The organism is Streptomyces sp., assembly GCF_031181555.1.
GTDB classification, from domain to species: Bacteria; Actinomycetota; Actinomycetes; order Streptomycetales; family Streptomycetaceae; genus Streptomyces; species Streptomyces fimbriatus.
Genome location: NZ_JAPSKQ010000089.1, coordinates 9687 through 26748, shown reverse-complemented (window position 1 = coordinate 26748; position 17062 = coordinate 9687). Strand labels below are relative to the sequence as shown.

Below are 17062 nucleotides of genomic sequence, written 5' to 3'. Positions count from 1 at the left end.
GTGCCGTCCGTGCCGTACGGCACGGACCGGCGGGGGCCGGGTACGGCCGGACGGGGTGCGGAGGGGCCCGGTCGCAGCTCGTACTCGCCGGTCTCCGGGTTGAGCACCCACTGGTCCGCGGGATCCATGCCCTCCGGTCGCCCACGGCCTTGCGCGTCCACGGTCGCTCGAATCCTCCGTCGGGGCCATGCGGCACTGCCCCCTCCGGAGGGTGCCCGTGGGTACGGGGCACCACCGTGCGCGGCACCGGGGGAGGTCCTCGCGGCCGGGGCACTTCAGCTCTCACATTATCCGTCCCGTTGGTGACGGAGTGACGCCCGTGATGAATTCACCGCCCCGAACCGGGCGATCCGTGCTGTTCGATCCGTCGTCGCCGAGGGAGGCGCGGTCCCGCCGCCACCGGCGGCAGGGCCGGTACGCGTCCGTGCACCCGCCGGTCTCCGAGCCGTTGAGGGCGTCGGCGTCCTCGGGCGGACCCCGGCCGGGGCGACGACGGCTTCGGAGGGGCCGTGTCCTCGCACCGGTCCGCGCCCACCCGCCCCTCGCGCCGTGAAGCGGGCCTGCCCCACGCCCGGAGGACGCGGGGCAGGCCCGTCAGGTCACTTGGCGCACTCGACCTTGTCCGCCGTGGACTTCTCGATGTCGTCCGGTGCCTTGTCCGGAGGCGTGAACGAGGTGCCCGCGCCCTTGAAGTCCGCGCCCAGGGTCAGGGTCATCGCGGGCAGGCCCTGGGAGTTGGTGACGCTCTCGCCGGGTTTCATCGCCGCTCCGGACAGGCCCAGGAGGTCGGCGAGGCGCCGTGCCTGGTCGGCCTGGTCGGGGGCGTACTCCAGCGTCGTCTTCTTCAGGTCCTCCGGGGCGTTGCCGGCGTTCTCGGACTTGGTGACGCCCTGCTCGACCTGGAGCCAGTTGAGCATCTGCTGGGCGCTGCCCCCCGGTGCGCCGCCGTTGAGGACCTGCACCCGGACCTCGGAGGCCGGTGCCTTCTCGCCCTTCAGCCGGGCGGCGACGGCGGCCTTCTCCTTCTTCTTCTGCCGCTTGACCTCGGTGAACGACACGTCGTTCCTGATCAGGTCGAAGACCTCCGGGGCCTTGGTCTCGTCGAGGACGACGGTCGCCTTGACCGTCTCCGCCGGGTTGTCCTTCACCGGCACCGTGGTGAAGGTGAGGTTCTTGACGTTGAGCTTGCCCAGCTCCAGACCGAGGTCCTTGAGCTTGTTGATGCTGTCCAGCTGGGAGTCGACGGTGAGCGCCTCGGTGGCCGCCTCGGCCAGTTTGATCATCTTCGACGGGCTGGTGAGGGTGTCGTTCGACTTCAGTTTGCGCATCAGCGCGCTCAGGAACTGCTGCTGCAGCCCGATCCGGCTCAGGTCGCCGCCCGAGCCGACCGAGTACCGGGTGCGCACGAACGCCAGGGCCTGTTCGCCCTCGATGGTGTGTGTGCCCGCGGGCAGCTTCAGGTGCGACTTCTCGTCGTCGATGTCCTTGGCCAGGCAGACCTCGACGCCGCCGACCGCCGAGCTCAGTGTCTTGACCGCGTTGAAGTCGGCCACCATGAAGTTGTCCGGCTTGATCCCGGTCAGCTCGGTCACGGTCCGCATGGTGCAGCTGGGCGTGCGGCCGCTCTGGCCGAGGCTTTCGTTGAAGCGGACACCGGTGGAGCCCGGAATGATCTTCTCCGTGCCGTCCTCCTGCCGGGTCGGGCAGTCGGGGATGTCGACGATCAGGTCGCGGGGGATGCTGAGCGCGGTCGCGTTCGTGCGGTCCTTGGCGACGTGCAGCAGGATCGTGGTGTCGGCGTGCCCGGCGCTGTTCTTGTCGCCGTAGGACCCGTTGCCCGCGCCGGTGCGCTTGTCGGTGCCGATGACCAGGATGTTGATGGCCTCGTCCTTCCTGAAGCCACCGGTGCTCGCGCCGTCGTCGGAGACGGAGTCGATGTTGTCGTTCAGGTGATCCAGGTACAGGTAGCCGGCCGCGGCGGTGGCGAGCACCACGAACGCCATCGTGCCGCCGGTCCACAGCAGGGCCTTCTTCGCCTTCGACTTCTTCTTCACCGGCCGGCGCCCGCGCCGCCCCGGCGGCGGTTCCTCCGGCGCGCCCCGGCGCCTGCGCGGCGGCGGCACCTCGCGGCCCGGCGTCTCGCGGCCGGGTGTCTCACGGCCCGGGCGCTCCGGTGCGCGCCCGGGGGCCGCCTTGCGGCCGCGCGCCGTGCCCGCGCCGGAGGAGCGGGACCTGCGAGGACCGGGGACCGGTGACTGCGGTGCGGAAGGAGCCAGTCGCAGTTCGTATTCACCGGTGTCCGGGTTGAACACCCACTGGTCTGCGGGGTCGATGTTCTCCGCCCGCCCACGGCTTTGCGCGTCCACGGTCGCCTGAATCCTCCGTCGGGGCCACGCGGCGCCTTTCCCCCTGTCCAGGCGCTCGGGTCTCGGTCACACAGTGCGCGGCCTCAGGACGGGCCTGAAAGAACGGACGCACCGGATCGGCACACACTAACGGCACGGATCGACTTCGGGCGACGCCGGTGACCTATTCCACGTCCCTACAACTGGGCAATTCGCCCATTTCCCTGGACGGGAGTTCTCCGCCCCGGAGTTGTCCCGGGGCCGGCCTTACGCGCAGATGTCCTCGGCGGCCGTGTTGCCGGAGAACGTCGGCGCGGGAGAAGGGGTGCCGGACGGTTCCGGGTGCTCCTTTTCCGTGGCCTTTCCGTCACTGTCCGTGTCTTCGCCGTCCGCCTTCGCGTGCGGTGCGCCGCCCCCGTTTTCCGTGGCGGAACCGCGCGCGTCACCGCGTGCGACCGTCACCGGCGCGTCCCTGCGCAGCCGGTCGAACAGTTCCTCCGCCGCGGGTTGCGCGAGCTGGTCGCGATTGACGTCGTGGACATACGCCTCCCGTGGAACGGTCAGGAATTGCACACGTTCTGTGGGAATGTTCCGCAGCCCGCGGACGAGTTCGTACAAACCGCGCAAGTTCGCCAGTTCCGGATCGGTCGTGAGCGACGAAGTGGCCGCGTCCAGAACGGGATACAGCTTCACCGGATTCAGCAGAACGTCATTGCCGCGCACCTTGCTGACGAGTGCCCCCAGGAAGCGTTGCTGACGCTCCATCCGGTCGGTGTCACTGCCGTCGCCGAGGGACTTCCGGGCCCGTACGTAGCCGAGGGCCTGTTCCCCGTTCAATGTCACCCGGCCCGCGGGCAGCTTGAGCCCGGCCGCCTTGTCGTCAATGGGCTCGCGCAGGCACACCGCGACGCCGTCGACCGCGTCGACCATCTTCTTGAAACCGTGGAAGTCGACGACGACGTGGTGGTCGACGCGAATGTCCGTGAGTTTCTCGACGGTACGGACGGCGCAGGCCGAACCACCCCTCTCGAAGGCGCGGTTGAACACCGTGAACACCGGCTCGGTGCGGGTGCCGTCCGGGCGCAGACAGCCGGGCACGTCCACCATCAGGTCCCGGGGTATGGACACCGCGGTGGCGCTGCGCCGGCCCGCCGACAGGTGCAGCAGGATCGCGGTGTCGGACCGCTCGGTCCCCACGTCCCGTCCGTAGCGGCGGTTCTCCTCCCCGGAGCGCGAGTCCGAGCCGATCAGCAGGATGTTCCGGGCGTCCTTCACCAGTGCGGTGGGCCGCTCCTTCTCGAACCGCGCGAGTTCGGCGGCGGCCGCCTCGTCCGGGGTGATGTTCCCGTCCAGCTTCAGGTACACCGCCCACCCGGCCCCGGCGGCCACGACGAGCGCGGCGGCGACCGTGAGCCCGGTACCGTGCGCCCAGCGCCGCCGCCGGCGCCGGGCCCGCCCCCGTCCGCTGGCCGAGGCGCCCGCCCCCGGGCCGAGGGCACGCCGGCCCCCCGGCTGCCCGGAGGGCGCGCCTGCGGTGTCGCTCATGACCGGGTCCACCCCTCACTGCGTACGGGACGGGACGGCGTACGGCGTGCGGTGTGCGCGGCACGCGGTGCGTGCCGCTGCTACGACGATGCCCCGGGGGGACGGCGAAGGGCGGGTGGTGGTGCGCCGGACGGGGGACGGGACGGGGTCGGGCGGGTGATGCCGGGAGGGATCCGGTTCGGGCACGGCCGAGGGCCGGACACCGACGGGGGCGCCCCGTGGCGTGCGGCCGCCGGGGCGGTGATCCGTGGCGTGCGGCCCTTGGGGCGATGGCCGTGGCGTGCCGCTACCGGGCGATGGCCGTGACCCGTTCGCTCTCCACCCGCTTGTCCAGGGCGTCGTCCCCGAGGCGGTCCAGGTTCCGGCACAGCACCACGGAGCCGCCGGTCGCCAGCGGTCCGTACAGGCCCGCGTTGAGGCCCTCCCAGGTGTCGTACGGCAGCCCCGACAGCAGGCGCGAGCCGGGCCCGGTCAGACCGAGTTCCGTCGCCTCCGCCCGGGCCCGCTCGACCACCTCGGCCCCGGTGAACTCCCGCCCCGCCACGATCAGCGCCGGCTCCTCGGGGTCGACCGGCGCGTACGGCACGAACCGGTCGCTCTGCCCCGGCACCTCGACGGCGTAGTCGGCGAAGCCCTCCGGCGGCTGCGGGAAGCGTCCGCCGAGCGGCCTGAGCGCCAGCGCGATCCGTGAGCCCGGGCACGCCCGCGCCGCCTCGAGCGTGTCCGGCCCGCTCACCACGACATCGGCCGCCGCCGGGTTCCCGGCCACGTCCGCGACCGCGCCCACCGACGCGCACGCCAGCAGCCACACCGCCGTCTGCCAGTGCGCGGGCAGCAGCAGCGTCACCCGGTCACCCGGTTCGACGGACAGTTCGTCCTGAAGCAGGTTCGCGGTCTTGGCCACCCAATTGGCGAAGGTGGCCACGGACAATTCGACGCGTTCGCCCGTGGCGTCGTCGTAGAAGGTCACCAGGGGGCGTCCCGGGTCCGCGGCGAGCGCGGAACTCAGCAGGTCGGCAGGGGTGCGGTCGGTGGCGTTCACCCGCGCAAGCGTACGCGGCCCCGCCGTCGCGCACCGAGCGCCGGAGGCACCGGTTCGGAGGAATCCTCCCCCGACAGACCGTCAACTCCGCGATGGACAGAATTGTCTGACTATGTCCAAGCTCAGGGGCATGCGTGGAATTCTTGCTTCCTCAATCGGTGTCACCTGCGCCGCCGCTCTCGCCCTCCCTCTCGCCCCGCCCGCCGCCGCGGCGGACGCGGGACCGGCGCCGACGGCAGAGGCGGCCACGCGCGCAGCGGTGACGACCGAGGCCGACGTCCCCGGCAGCACCCAGTCGCTGCCCCTCCACCTCCTCACCCGTGAGCGCGCCTCCGGCGCCGCCGTACTCGGACTCGCCCCCCGGACCGTACGGAACTTCTCCCTCCTCGGTGTCGTCTGGGACGACCCCGCCGCCGAACTCCACGGCCGCGTCCAGGTACGCACCCGGTCGGCCGGCACCGGGACCTGGTCCGGCTGGCAGGACGTCGAGACGCACAACGCCGACCACGCGGCCGACCCGGGCACCGCGGAGGACACCTCCGGCCGGGTCCGCGGCGCCACGGCACCGCTGTGGGTCGGGCCGTCGGACGCCGTGGAGATCCGGGTCCGGGCGGAGCCCGCGCAGAAGGCAGGGGCGGGCCCCGGGTCCGCCGGTACGCCGGCCGGGGGAGCCGACGGCATCCCGCTGCCGTCCGGGCTGCGGCTCGAACTCATCGACCCCGGTACGGCCGCCCCGCCCCCGGGCGATGCCGCGGACGGGCCCCGCACCGGTGCCATGAGCGCCGAGGCGACCGCCGCCTCCGCCGCCAACGCCGGCCTCGCACCGCTCGGCGCCACCGAGATCCCGGCGCTGACCCGTGAGCAGACCCAGCGGGAGCTCCTCGCCTCGCGCGGGGCCGAAGCGGCCGAAGCGGCCGAAGCGGTCGAACCGGCTGAAGCGGTCGAACCGGCTGAACCCGCCGGGTCGGCCGGCCCGGCCGGACCGGTCGAGCAGCAGCGGGCCAAGCCGTACATCGGCCCGCGGCCCGCCATCGTCACGCGGCGCGGCTGGGGGGCGAACGAGAGCCTGCGGGAGAAGGGGTTCGTGTACACCGGGAAGGTCAAGGCGGCCTTCGTGCACCACACCGCCACCGGCAACAACTACACGTGCGCGCAGGCGCCTTCGGTCATCCGCGGTATCTACCGCTTCCACGTCAGGAGCATGGGGTGGCGGGACATCGGCTACAACTTCCTCATCGACAAGTGCGGGAGGATCTACGAGGGCCGGGCCGGAGGAGTGGCGAAGCCCGTCCTGGGCGCCCACACCCTCGGGTTCAACAGCAACACCATGGGCGTCGCGGTCATCGGCTCCCACAGCTCCAAGAAGCCGTCCTCCTCCGCGGTGAAGGGCATCGCCCGGCTCACCGCGTGGAAGCTCGGGCTGAACGGCATGAATCCGAAGGGGAAGACATACCTGAAGTCCGGCGGTGGCAACCTCTACCGAAAAGGCAAGAAGGTACGACTGAACGTGATCTCCGGTCATCGGGACGGGTTCAACACCGCGTGCCCAGGGGGGAAGCTCTACAGCAAGCTCGGCTCCGCACGCTCCACGGCGGCTCGTTACCAGGGCCGCTGAGGCGCCCGGGGCGCCCCTTCCCGCCGGAGGCACGGCCGTCGCACGGGCTGTGGAACGGTCTGCATACACTGGCCGGCCGAAGGACAGTTCGGCCGGTCCCGGCAGGAAGCAGAGACGACAGGTGACAGAAGCGATCCTCCTGGTCGGCGGCAAGGGCACGCGGCTGCGCCCGCTCACGGTGCACACGCCCAAGCCCATGGTCCCGGCGGCCGGGGTGCCCTTCCTCACGCACCAGCTGGCGAGAGCGAAGGCGGCGGGCGTCGAGCACATCGTCCTGGCCACGTCCTATCTGGCCGAGGTCTTCGAGCCGTACTTCGGCGACGGGTCGTCGCTGGGGCTGCACATCGAGTACGTGACGGAGGAGGAGCCGCTCGGTACGGGCGGCGCGATCCGCAACGTCGCCTCCCGGCTGCACTCGGGGCCGGACGAGCCGGTGCTGATCTTCAACGGCGACATCCTGACGGGGCTCGACATCCGGGCGCTGGTGCGGACGCACGAGACGACGGGGGCGGACGTCTCGCTGCACCTGACGAAGGTGACGGATCCGCGGGCGTACGGGCTGGTCCCGACGGACGGGACGGGGCGGGTGCTGGCGTTCCTGGAGAAGCCGCAGACGCCGGAGGAGATCGTCACCGACCAGATCAACGCGGGGGCGTACGTCTTCCGCCGCTCGGTGATCGACACGATCCCGACGGGCCGGCCGGTGTCGGTGGAGCGGGAGACGTTCCCGGAGCTGCTCTCGGCCGGGGCCCATCTCCAGGGCATGGTCGACTCCACGTACTGGCTGGACCTGGGCACTCCGGCGGCGTTCGTGCGGGGCTCGGCGGATCTGGTGCTCGGGCGTGCCCCGTCCCCGGCGGTGCCCGGCCGCTGCGGTGACCGGCTGGTCCTGCCGACGGCGACCGTGGCGCCCGACGCGAAGCTCGCGGGCGGGACGGTGGTGGGCGAGGGCGCGTTCGTGGCGGAGGGCGCGCGCGTCTTCGGCAGCACGATCCTGCCGGGTGCGGTCATCGAGCCCGGCGCGGTCGTCACCGACTCGCTGATCGGTACGCGGGCGCGGGTGGGCGAGCGGTCGGTCCTCACCGGGACGGTGATAGGCGACGGCGCGATCATCGGCGCACGCAACGAGCTCCGGGAGGGCGTCCGGGTGTGGTGCGACGCGAGGATCCCGGAGGGGGCGGTGCGCTTCTCCTCGGACCAGTAGGGGCTGCGGGCGCCGGGGCGACCGCGGGCATGCGTGCCTCCCCCGAGCTCTTCGAGCAGGGGGTGCCCCCACGGCGGCACGGGTGGGCGGTGGGGGAGGCACCCCGTAACGCCGGGCAGCGCTCCCACCCCACCCGCACCCCACCCCGCCTCACAACCGCCCGATGTCCCCGTACGGCATCCGCGGCGCCCGCCGTTCCGGCACCCTCCCGCTCAACAGGATCAGCCGCGCGGCCCGGTGCCGCTGCCCCGCATACGGCTCCAGCAGTTCCAGCATCACGGAGTCGTCCGCGTACCGGTCCCCGGCGAGCGCCCAGCCCACGATCCCCGGGAGATGGAGATCCCCCACGGTGACCGCGTCCGGCGCCCCGTGAGTGCGCTGCACCGTCTCCGCCGACGTCCACGGCCCGATTCCCGGCACCCGCTCCCACCGCGCCCGCGCCGCCGCCGGAGGCATCCCCACCGCTTCCTCCAGCCGCGCGGCGACGCGGACCGCCCGCAGGATCGTCGACGCCCGCTTGTCGTCCACCCCGGCGCGGTGCCACTCCCAGGACGGGATCAGCGCCCAGGTCCTCGGCGCCGGCATCACCGACATCCGCTCGGGCGCGGGCCCGGGCGCGGGCTCCCCGTACTTCCGTACCAGCAGCCGCCACGCCCGGTACGCCTCACCGGTCGTGACCTTCTGCTCCAGGATCGACGGGATCAGTGACTCCAGCACCAGCCCGGTCCGCGTCAGCCGCAGTCCCGGGCGCCGGTGCCGGGTGAGCGCCAGCAGTTTGTGCCGGGGTACGAAGGCGGAGGGATCGTCGGCCGCCCCGAGCATCTCCGGCAGGCGCTCCAGGAGCCAGTCGGCGCCCGGACCCCACGCCTGCCCCAGCACCTCACCGGCCCGCCGCGCCACCCGCAGGGTCCCGGGACCGGCCGGCGTCAGGCTGGCCCGCCACACGGAACCGTCCGGCAGGGCGCGGAACGTCGGGTCCCCGGGCCCGCGCCTGAGCGGCCCGAGCACCAGGCCGAGGTCCAGCGGACCGTCCGGCACCCAGGTCCGTACCCGCTCGGGGGCCGGAGCCCGCCGGGGCGTTCCCGCGGGCACGGCGGCGGGCGCGGGCCGGGGAGCGAAACGTCCTGCCAAGAGAGATCCCGGGGGCTGAGACGGAGCGGAGGGCGCCGGTGGGCTCCTACGAGGGTAGGCGCCCGCGGGCCCGGCTCACCGCACCTCGACGAAGGCGCCCGCGTCCCGCTCCGGCCGCGGGCGGGGCTCCCCGGCCGGGTGGCCGACCGCCACCGCGCCCATCGGGTCCCAGTCCGCGGGCAGGTCCAGGACCTCACGGACCACGTCCCGGCAGAACATCGTCGACGACACCCATGCCGAGCCCAGCCGCTCCCCGGCCAGCGCCACCAGGAAGTTCTGGACGCCGGCGCCCGCGGCGACCACGAACATCTCCCGCTCGGCCCCGTCCCGCCGCGCGTCCCCGTAGGTGTGCGAGCCGTCCATGACCAGGCAGGGGACGACCAGGTAGGGCGCGTTGCGCAGGACGTCGCCGCGGCGGACGCGCTTGGCGATGGACTCCTCGCTCCTGCCGTCCCGGCGCAGGTCCGCGATCCAGGCGTCGCGCATGGCGTCCAGGAGGCGGACGCGGGACTCGGGGGACTCCAGCAGGACGAACCGCCAGGGCGTGGTGTGGTGCGGCGCCGGGGCCGTCACGGCCGCGGCGACCGCGCGGCGCACCGCTCCGGGGTCGACCGGCTCGTCCGTGAAGGCCCGCACCGTACGGCGCTGGGTCACCGCCTGGCGCACGGCTTCGGACGTGCCGAGGCGGAACATGTCGTCGCGCGCGCCGCGGACCATCGCCCGCGCGCCCTCGCCGTCGTCCCGCGCCACCACGTGCGGCAGACCGCGCACCACGGCGACGGGGAGGCCGGCCGCCTTGCCCTTGACGAGGTCGCCCGCCGCGGCGAGCTCGTCGGCCGTGGCGACGACCGTGGCGCCGAGCGGATTGCCGTACGCGTCCGTGCCGCCGCGCAGGTCCTCCAGTACGCGGACGCCCGCCGCGCCGATCGCGACGTCCGTCAGCCCCGCGCGCCAGGGGCGGCCGAAGGTGTCGGTGACGATCACGCCGACCGTGACGCCGAGGGCGTCGCGCAGGCCCGCGCGGATCGCCCGCGCGGACGCGTCCGGGTCCTCGGGCAGCAGCAGGACCGTGCCGGAGGGGGTGTTGGAGGCGTCGACCCCGGCCGCGGCCATGACCAGGCCCTGCCGGTTCTCGACGATGCGCAGGGAGCCGCGCCGGGCCACCACGCGCACCGTCTCCGCGTCGATCGCGGCCTCGCGGTCGGCCGCCTCGACGATCCGGCCCTCGGCCTTGGAGACGATCTTCGAGGTGACCAGCAGGACGTCGCCGTCGGCCAGCCCGGGCTCGGCGGCGGCGATCAGCTTGGCCAGGTCGTCGCCGTGGCGGACCTCGGGCAGGCCCGCCACGGCCCAGACCCGGTAGCCGTCGGACGCCGTGTGCGCACCGCTCAAACCGCCCGCACCTCCTCGGCCAGCGCCAGCGCCTCCCGTGCCATCTGCGCGGCCGCGTCGACGTCGGTCATCATCAGCGGTACGGCCCTGCAGCGGATCCCGGCCGCCTCGACGCGCTCCACACAGGCCGCGTCGACCGTGTCGACCAGCCAGCCGTCCAGCAGACCGGAGCCGTAGTGCTCGGCCACCGCCGGGGCCGTGGACTCCACGCCGACCGCCGCGAGCACCTTGTCGGCCATGCCGCGCACGGGCGCGTCCCCGACGATCGGCGACAGCCCGACCACCGGCACGCCCGCGTCGGCGATCGCCTCCCGGATGCCGGGGACGGCGAGGATCGTGCCGACGGACACGACGGGGTTGGACGGCGGGAAGAGGATCACGTCGGCCTCGGCGATCGCTTCCAGGACGCCCGGGGCCGGCTTCGCCTGTTCCGCGCCGACCGGCACGACCGCCCCGGCCGGCACCGAGGCCCGCAGCCGCACCCAGTACTCCTGGAAGTGGATCGCCCTGCGCTCGCCGTCGAGCTCGACGGCCACATGGGTCTCCACGCGGTCGTCGGTCATCGGGATCAGCCTCACGCCCGGCTTCCAGCGGTCGCACAGCGCCTCGGTCACGGCGCTCAGCGGATAACCGGCGCCGAGCATCTGCGTCCGCACGATGTGCGTGGCGAAGTCCCGGTCCCCGAGCCCGAACCACTCCGGTCCGACGCCGTACGCCGCGAGCTCCTCCTTGAGGTGGAAGGTCTCCTCGGCCCGCCCCCAGCCCTGCTCCTCGTTGATGCCGCCGCCGAGCGTGTACATCACCGTGTCGAGGTCCGGGCAGACCTTCAGCCCGAAGAGGTGGATGTCGTCCCCGGTGTTGCCGATGACCGTGATGGCCGCGTCCGGCACGGCCCGCTTCAGACCGCGCAGGAAACGGGCACCGCCGATGCCGCCTGCCAGAACCACAATGCGCATGGGGCCATCCTCGCAGGCGGCCACGACATCGTGTCAGGCAGTCACGGGGCCGGGCGTCGTGCGGGCCTCGCAGTGGGGGGCGACGTGGGTCCCCCCGGCCGAACGGAGCCGGGACGGGGGGAGCATCGGCATCTCGGTCAGGCCCGGGTAGTAGATGTGCAGGCTGACCGCGGGCTCCAGCGCGTCGTTGACGACCTCGTGCGCGTAGCCGGGCGCGAAGACGCGCTGGGCGCCCGCCGTCAACGCGCGCGTGCCGCGCTCGGTGCGCTCGGTCAGGGTGCCGTCCAGGACGGTGAGCACGCCGGAGGAGCGGCCGTGGTCGTGGCGCCCGCTGCCCTGCCCGGGCACCCAGGACAGCAGCCACACCTCGTAGCCGGGTCCTGTGCGCAGCCGGTGGTACCAGCGGCTGGTCGCGTCGTACCGCACGAGGTGCTCCCACTGGGAGCGGTCGGCGGCGATGGAGCGGGCCAGGCCGGCGAACTCGGCGACGGTGGCCGGGTGCTCGCGGGGCGCCTGGAGCAGGTGGGGGACTTCGAGGATGTCGCCGGCGATCTGGAGGTCGCTGTCGCTGTTCATGGGGTGCGGAGGTTCCTTGGCGGAGAAGCGGCGGGGTGAGGGTGTCGCGTCGCGTGCGCCCGGGTCACGGGCGGCGAGGGGGCTCCGATCGGAGCGAAGGAAGCGGCGGCCGAGCCGTGGGTGACTCGGCGGCGGCCGGAGCGGTGGGGTGCCTCCCGCCCGAGCGAAGTCGAGAGCGGGGGAGGGCTCAGCGGCCGGAACAGCAACAGCTACAGCGAGCGCGGGCAGCACCGAGGGACCCGGCGGGGCGGGTCGAGGTGAGTGCCAAGTTCGCGAGCATGCCCATCAGGACACCGGTTCACACCTTCACTGTCAACTCGACGCCCGGTATGTGGGACATGGTTCACCTCATCCGGTTCATCTCCTCGGTGAAAGGTTTGCTCAGGCGGTTCCCGGGACACAAGGTGCGCACGGCCGGGCGCGCCGAGCACCGTTGCGATCCCGTGATCCGACTGTGATCCGGTTCGCCCGGGCGCGGGTGTCGGAACGGGATCGAACTCCTGGGCGTCCTCCCCGTAGAGGCTCTGCGAGGACTCGGAAGCCCTCGGGGGCCCTGTACGTGTGTCAAGGTTTAGGGTGATTTGAACACTTTCCGCTCGGCCTTGGTTCCGCAGAGTGAATAAGGGGCCCAATAGCAGATCTCAGCTTGACTCGCCCGGAGCAGCACACTTGTAATTTCACTCGTGTCGTTCAGCCGGAATCGGTAACGGCTACATCACGGGGACGCGAAAGACAGACGAGGGGCGCACATGACCGAGCTGGTGCAGCAACTGCTGGTCGACGACGCGGACGAGGAACTCGGCTGGCAGGAGCGCGCGCTGTGCGCCCAGACCGACCCCGAGTCCTTCTTCCCCGAGAAGGGCGGCTCGACCCGGGAGGCCAAGAAGGTCTGCCTCGCCTGCGAGGTCCGCTCCGAGTGCCTCGAGTACGCCCTCGCCAACGACGAGCGCTTCGGCATCTGGGGCGGTCTGTCCGAGCGCGAGCGCCGCCGGCTGAAGAAGGCCGCCGTCTGACGCACGGCGCCTCGCCGTCGTACGCACGTCACCGCCGCACGCGCATCACCTCCGTACGCACGACACCTCCGCACGTACGTCACTTCGCGCATACGTCGCTCACGGCCCGTCGCGGGTGGGTTGTCCACAGGCGGCGGGCCGCCCTGTTGCCCAGCCGATAGTGTGGTCGCTCGTCCGCGACGCCCCGCTGCCCCCATCGGGCACAGGCGTCCCCCACAGTCCACCGAACCGGGGCCCGTACCTCGATGTCCGTGCACAGCCATACGGCAGCCCGTCAAGACGCCGCTGCCACCGCAGCGTTTGACCCGGCCCACCCGCCCGAGTTCCCGCGTCACGTGGTGACCGCGGTCCTCGTCTCCCACGACGGCGCCCGCTGGCTGCCCGACGCGCTCGCCGGGCTGCTCGGCCAGGAGCGCCCCGTCCAGTTCGCCATGGGCGCCGACACCGGCAGCGCGGACGACTCCGCCCGGCTGGTCGCCGACGCCCTCGGCGACGACCACGTGCTGCACCTCGCCCGGCGCACCGGCTTCGGCCAGGCCGTCGAGGAGTGCCACCACGCCGCGCCCGTCCTCACCCCCGAGGAACTGCCCTACCTGAAGCGGCCGAGCGGCTGGGACCCGGCCACCCGCAGCTGGCGCGACGACGCCTACGACCTGCCCGAGCTCCCGCACGGCGAGCCGGTGCAGTGGCTGTGGCTGCTGCACGACGACTGCGCCCCCGAACCCGACGCCCTGGCCCGGCTCCTGCGCGTCGTGGAGAACGAGTACGAGCTCGGCCGCGACGACGTGGCCGTCGTCGGCCCCAAGCTCCGCGGCTGGTACGACCGCAGACAGCTGCTGGAGGTCGGCGTCTCCATCGCCAACTCCGGGCGCCGCTGGACCGGCCTGGACCGCCGCGAACAGGACCAGGGCCAGCACGACCACGTACGGCCCGTGCTGTCGGTGTCCACCGCCGGCATGCTCGTCCGCCGCGACGTCTTCGACCGGCTCGGCGGATTCGACCGGCACCTGCCCCTCATGCGTGACGACGTCGACCTGTGCTGGCGCGCCCACTCGGCCGGATACCGGGTCCTCGTCGCCCCCGACGCGGTCGTCCGGCACGCCGAGGCGGCCTCCCGCGAGCGCCGCACCGTCGACTGCGTGGGCCGCACCTCCGCCTCCCCGCACAAGGTGGACAAGGCGGGCGCCGTCTACACCCTGCTCGTCAACACCCGTACCGCGGCCCTGCCCTGGGTGCTGCTGCGCCTGGTCCTCGGCACCCTGCTGCGGACCCTCGCCTACCTCGTCGGCAAGGTCCCCGGACAGGCCGTCGACGAGATCCGCGGCCTCATGGGCACCCTGCTGCGGCCCGAACGGATCCTCGCCGGACGGCGCCACCGCGGCAGCCCCCGGATCGACAAGGGCGAACTGCGGGCGCTGCTCCCGCCGCCCGGCGCGACCGTCCGCGTCACCGTCGAACAGGTCGCGAGCAGCCTCGTCGGCCGCTCCGACCCCGAGGTCACCTCCGGCGCCGGACGGCACGGCGGCGCCATCGAGTCCGGGCCGGGCGGCGACGACGCCGACTTCCTGCAGGTCGAGCAGTTCGCCCGGCTCAAGCGCATCGCCCGCAAGCCCGGTCCGGTGCTCTTCCTGGTGCTGCTGCTCGCCTCCCTCGCGGCCTGCCGCGCACTCCTCGGCGGCGGCGCGCTCGCCGGCGGCGCCCTGCTGCCCGCGCCCGCCGACTCCGGTGAGCTGTGGGCGCGCTACACCGACGCCTGGCACACGGTGGGCGCCGGCGGCACCGGATCCGCGCCGCCCTACCTCGCCGTCGTGGCGGCCTTCGCCTCCCTGCTGCTCGGCTCGACCGGCCTCGCCGTCACGATCCTGCTCGTCTGCTCGGTACCGCTGGCCGGCCTCACCGCGTACTTCGCCTCCCGCCCGCTCGTGGAGTCCCGGCTGCTGCGCGCGTGGGCCGCCGTCGCCTACGCCTTCCTGCCCGCCGCCACCGGCGCCCTGGCCGGCGGCCGCATCGGCACCGCCGTCCTCGCCGTACTGCTGCCCCTCGTCGCCCGCGCGGGCATCGCCGCGAGCGGCCTCACGCACCCCGCGGGCACCCGCGGAAGCTGGCGCGCCACCTGGGCGTACGCGCTGCTGCTCACCGTCACCACCGCGTTCACCCCGATCGTGTGGCCCATCGCCCTGGTCCTCGGCCTCGGCGTCCTGGCCCTGCGCCGGACGGACATCACGGCGTACGCGCTCCGTTTCCTGGCCCAGCTGGGAGCGCCGCTGCTCGTCCTCGCCCCCTGGTCGCTCTCCCTGCTCCCCTTCGGCTTCTTCCGGGAAGCCGGCCTGGAGTACGGCCCCTCCGCCGCCTCCGCCCTCGACCTGCTGGGCGCGAGCCCGGGCGGCCCCGGCACGGTCAGCGGCCTGCTGCTCATCGGCCTCGTGCTCGCCGCCCTCGCCGCCCTGCTCCGCGCCGAGCGCCGGACGGCCATCCTCACCGCCTGGGCGGCCGCCCTGGTGGGCCTCGTCTTCGCGGTCCTGTCCAACAACTCCACCTGGGCCGGCCCCGCGACCCTCGTCTACGGCATCGCCGTCCTGGCCGCCGCCACGCTCGGCGCCGACGGGGCACGCGCGCGTGTCGCCGAGCAGAGCTTCGGCTGGCGCCAGCCGGTCGCCGCGCTGATCGCCCTCGCCTGCGCCGTCGGCCCGCTGCTGGCCGCCGCCGGCTGGATGATCCGCGGCGCCGACGGGCCCGTGGAGCGGCGCGACCCCGTCCAGGTGCCCGCGTTCGTCGCCGAGGAGAGCGGCACCCGCGACCAGGCCCGCACCCTCGTCCTCGACAGCGACTCCGCCGCCCGCGTCGGCTACATGCTGGTCCGCGGCTCCGGCGTCCGCATGGGCGACGCCGAGATCGCCGCGGTGGACGGCGAGAACGCCCGGCTCGACAAGGTCGTCGCCAACCTCGTCGCCGGCTCCGGCGCCGACCAGGCCGACCAGCTCGGCGGATTCGCCGTGCGCTACGTCCTCGTCCACCAGGGCGCCCCCCGCGAGGTCACCCGCGTCCTGGACGCCACCCCCGGCCTGACCCGGCTCAGCCAGCAGGCGGGCGGCGCCCTGTGGCGGGTCGACCGGCAGGTCGCCCGCGCGAGCATCGTCCCCGCCCAGGGCACCGCGGGCGAACCGCGGCCCGTCGCCGCCGGCCCCGTCGAGATCCACACCGAGATCCCGGGCGGCGGCGAGGGCCGGATCCTCCGCCTCGCCGACTCCGCCGCGGAGGGCTGGACCGCCACCCTGGACGGCGAGCCGCTGCCCCGCACCACCGTCGACGGCTGGGCCCAGGGCTTCGAACTCCCCGCCTCCGGCGGCAGGCTGGACGTCACCTACGACGACCCGGTCACGCACACCGCCTGGCTGTGGGCCCAGGGCCTGCTCGCCGTCGTCCTCGTCGTCATGGCCCTGCCCGGCCGCCGCCGCGACATCGACGACGACCTGCCCGAGGAACCCGTCGTGCCCGCCGAGGCACTCGCCGGCGAGGGCCGCCGCGCCCGCCGCCTGCGCGCCCAGGCCGAGTCCACCGCCGAAGAGGCGGGCGGTGACGAGGAGTTCCCCACCCCACCGGAGCAGCCCCCGGCGCCCGTTCCGCCCCAGCCCGACTACGGCGCGTGGGACACGGCGGCCTACGCGGACGCCGGACCCGGCACCCCGTACACCGGCGAGCAGTACCAGCAGTACGCGACGGACGCCTACGGCCCGCCGTACCAGGACGACCCCCACCAGGGCGCCCCCCACCAGGACGGCCAGTACCAGGACGGCCAGTACCAGGACGGTCGGTACGACCCGTACGCCTACGGCACCCCGCCCCAGCAGGCGCCGTACGACCAGGCGTACGGACAGGGCTACGACCAGACCTACGCGCAGGGTTACGACACGCCGTACGACCCCCACGGCACGGGCAATGAGCGTCCCGACGGGAGCCAGCAGTGAACCGCACCACCCTGTCCCTGATCGCGGCGGCCACCGCGCTCGCCGCCGTCACCGGCTTCGCCGCGCTGTCCTCACCCGACCCCGCGGCCCCCGACGACACCGCCAAGGCGGCGGCCCGCCTGCCCGTGGAGCGCACGAGCCTGCTGTGCCCGTCGCCCAGCACCTCCGACCTCGCCGAGACCACGTACACGTCCTTCACGCCGGTCACGAAGGGCACGGAGAACGAGGGCAAGGCCGAACTCCGGGCGGCGGAAAGGCCGGAGTCCGGGACGGGCGAC

General features: G+C 73.6%; 11 protein-coding genes and 1 pseudogene. 5 read left to right on the top strand and 7 right to left on the bottom strand.

Features of this window, described 5'->3' with window-relative positions; translation table 11 throughout:
- Nucleotides 1-599: 599 nt before the first annotated feature.
- The 3 genes from RIM90_RS18895 to RIM90_RS18885 all read right to left on the bottom strand — a co-directional run bounded on the left by RIM90_RS18895 (nucleotide 600) and on the right by RIM90_RS18885 (nucleotide 4932).
- The gene (locus tag RIM90_RS18895; RefSeq protein WP_309061894.1) at nucleotides 600-2366 is read right to left on the bottom strand and encodes an LCP family protein; all 1767 of its coding nucleotides are present in this window, start codon (nucleotides 2364-2366) and stop codon (nucleotides 600-602) included.
- Nucleotides 2367-2612: 246 nt separating this feature from the next.
- A complete protein-coding gene (locus tag RIM90_RS18890) occupies nucleotides 2613-3890 on the bottom strand; it encodes an LCP family protein (protein ID WP_309061893.1) in 1278 nt (425 codons plus the stop codon).
- A gap of 286 nt (nucleotides 3891-4176) precedes the next feature.
- Entirely contained in the window at nucleotides 4177-4932 is a 756-nt protein-coding gene (locus RIM90_RS18885) for a TIGR03089 family protein (RefSeq protein ID WP_309061892.1), read from the bottom strand.
- A gap of 130 nt (nucleotides 4933-5062) precedes the next feature.
- On the opposite strand from RIM90_RS18885, the gene RIM90_RS18880 reads away from it, so the two are divergent.
- Both RIM90_RS18880 and RIM90_RS18875 read left to right on the top strand, forming a co-directional pair.
- Complete coding sequence (locus RIM90_RS18880) at nucleotides 5063-6547, top strand: peptidoglycan recognition protein (protein ID WP_309061891.1); 1485 nt, start codon at nucleotides 5063-5065, stop codon at nucleotides 6545-6547.
- Between the two features lie 121 nt (nucleotides 6548-6668).
- Complete coding sequence (locus tag RIM90_RS18875; protein ID WP_309061890.1) at nucleotides 6669-7751, top strand: NDP-sugar synthase; 1083 nt, start codon at nucleotides 6669-6671, stop codon at nucleotides 7749-7751.
- Nucleotides 7752-7901: 150 nt separating this feature from the next.
- Here the strand turns inward: RIM90_RS18875 and RIM90_RS18870 are convergent, their stop codons facing one another.
- The 4 genes from RIM90_RS18870 to RIM90_RS18855 form a co-directional block, all read right to left on the bottom strand.
- On the bottom strand, nucleotides 7902-8882 hold the full coding sequence (locus RIM90_RS18870) for a DNA-3-methyladenine glycosylase 2 family protein (protein WP_309061889.1): 981 nt from the start codon (nucleotides 8880-8882) through the stop codon (nucleotides 7902-7904).
- 75 nt (nucleotides 8883-8957) lie between these two features.
- Nucleotides 8958-10274: a coenzyme F420-0:L-glutamate ligase gene (locus tag RIM90_RS18865; RefSeq protein WP_309061888.1), complete on the bottom strand. Its 1317-nt coding sequence runs from the start codon at nucleotides 10272-10274 to the stop codon at nucleotides 8958-8960.
- Nucleotides 10271-11230 (bottom strand): 2-phospho-L-lactate transferase, encoded by a 960-nt coding sequence (gene cofD, locus RIM90_RS18860; protein WP_309061887.1) that lies wholly within the window; start codon nucleotides 11228-11230, stop codon nucleotides 10271-10273. Before cofD ends, RIM90_RS18865 begins: the two co-directional genes overlap by 4 nt.
- Nucleotides 11231-11263: 33 nt before the next feature.
- Entirely contained in the window at nucleotides 11264-11806 is a 543-nt protein-coding gene (locus RIM90_RS18855; RefSeq protein WP_309061886.1) for a cysteine dioxygenase family protein, read from the bottom strand.
- Between the two features lie 749 nt (nucleotides 11807-12555).
- Here RIM90_RS18855 and RIM90_RS18850 point away from each other — a divergent pair.
- From RIM90_RS18850 to RIM90_RS18840, 3 genes and pseudogenes are all read left to right on the top strand, one after another.
- Nucleotides 12556-12819, top strand: a complete 264-nt coding sequence (locus tag RIM90_RS18850; RefSeq protein ID WP_003975777.1) for a WhiB family transcriptional regulator — start codon at nucleotides 12556-12558, stop codon at nucleotides 12817-12819.
- A gap of 335 nt (nucleotides 12820-13154) precedes the next feature.
- Nucleotides 13155-16784, top strand: coding sequence for a glycosyltransferase family 2 protein (locus RIM90_RS18845; protein WP_309061885.1), 3630 nt, complete (start codon nucleotides 13155-13157; stop codon nucleotides 16782-16784).
- Nucleotides 16781-17062, top strand: a pseudogene (locus RIM90_RS18840) (hypothetical protein); the annotation flags it as partial. The gene RIM90_RS18845 and the pseudogene RIM90_RS18840, both read left to right, overlap by 4 nt.

Bases quoted from the DNA above. Each gene is read 5' to 3' on its own strand.
- RIM90_RS18880 (WP_309061891.1), top strand. From the start codon at position 5,063: ATGCGTGGAATTCTTGCTTCCTCAATCGGTGTCACCTGCGCCGCCGCT.
- RIM90_RS18855 (WP_309061886.1), bottom strand. From the start codon at position 11,806: ATGAACAGCGACAGCGACCTCCAGATCGCCGGCGACATCCTCGAAGTC.
- RIM90_RS18890 (WP_309061893.1), bottom strand. From the start codon at position 3,890: ATGAGCGACACCGCAGGCGCGCCCTCCGGGCAGCCGGGGGGCCGGCGT.
- cofD (WP_309061887.1), bottom strand. From the start codon at position 11,230: ATGCGCATTGTGGTTCTGGCAGGCGGCATCGGCGGTGCCCGTTTCCTG.
- RIM90_RS18850 (WP_003975777.1), top strand. From the start codon at position 12,556: ATGACCGAGCTGGTGCAGCAACTGCTGGTCGACGACGCGGACGAGGAA.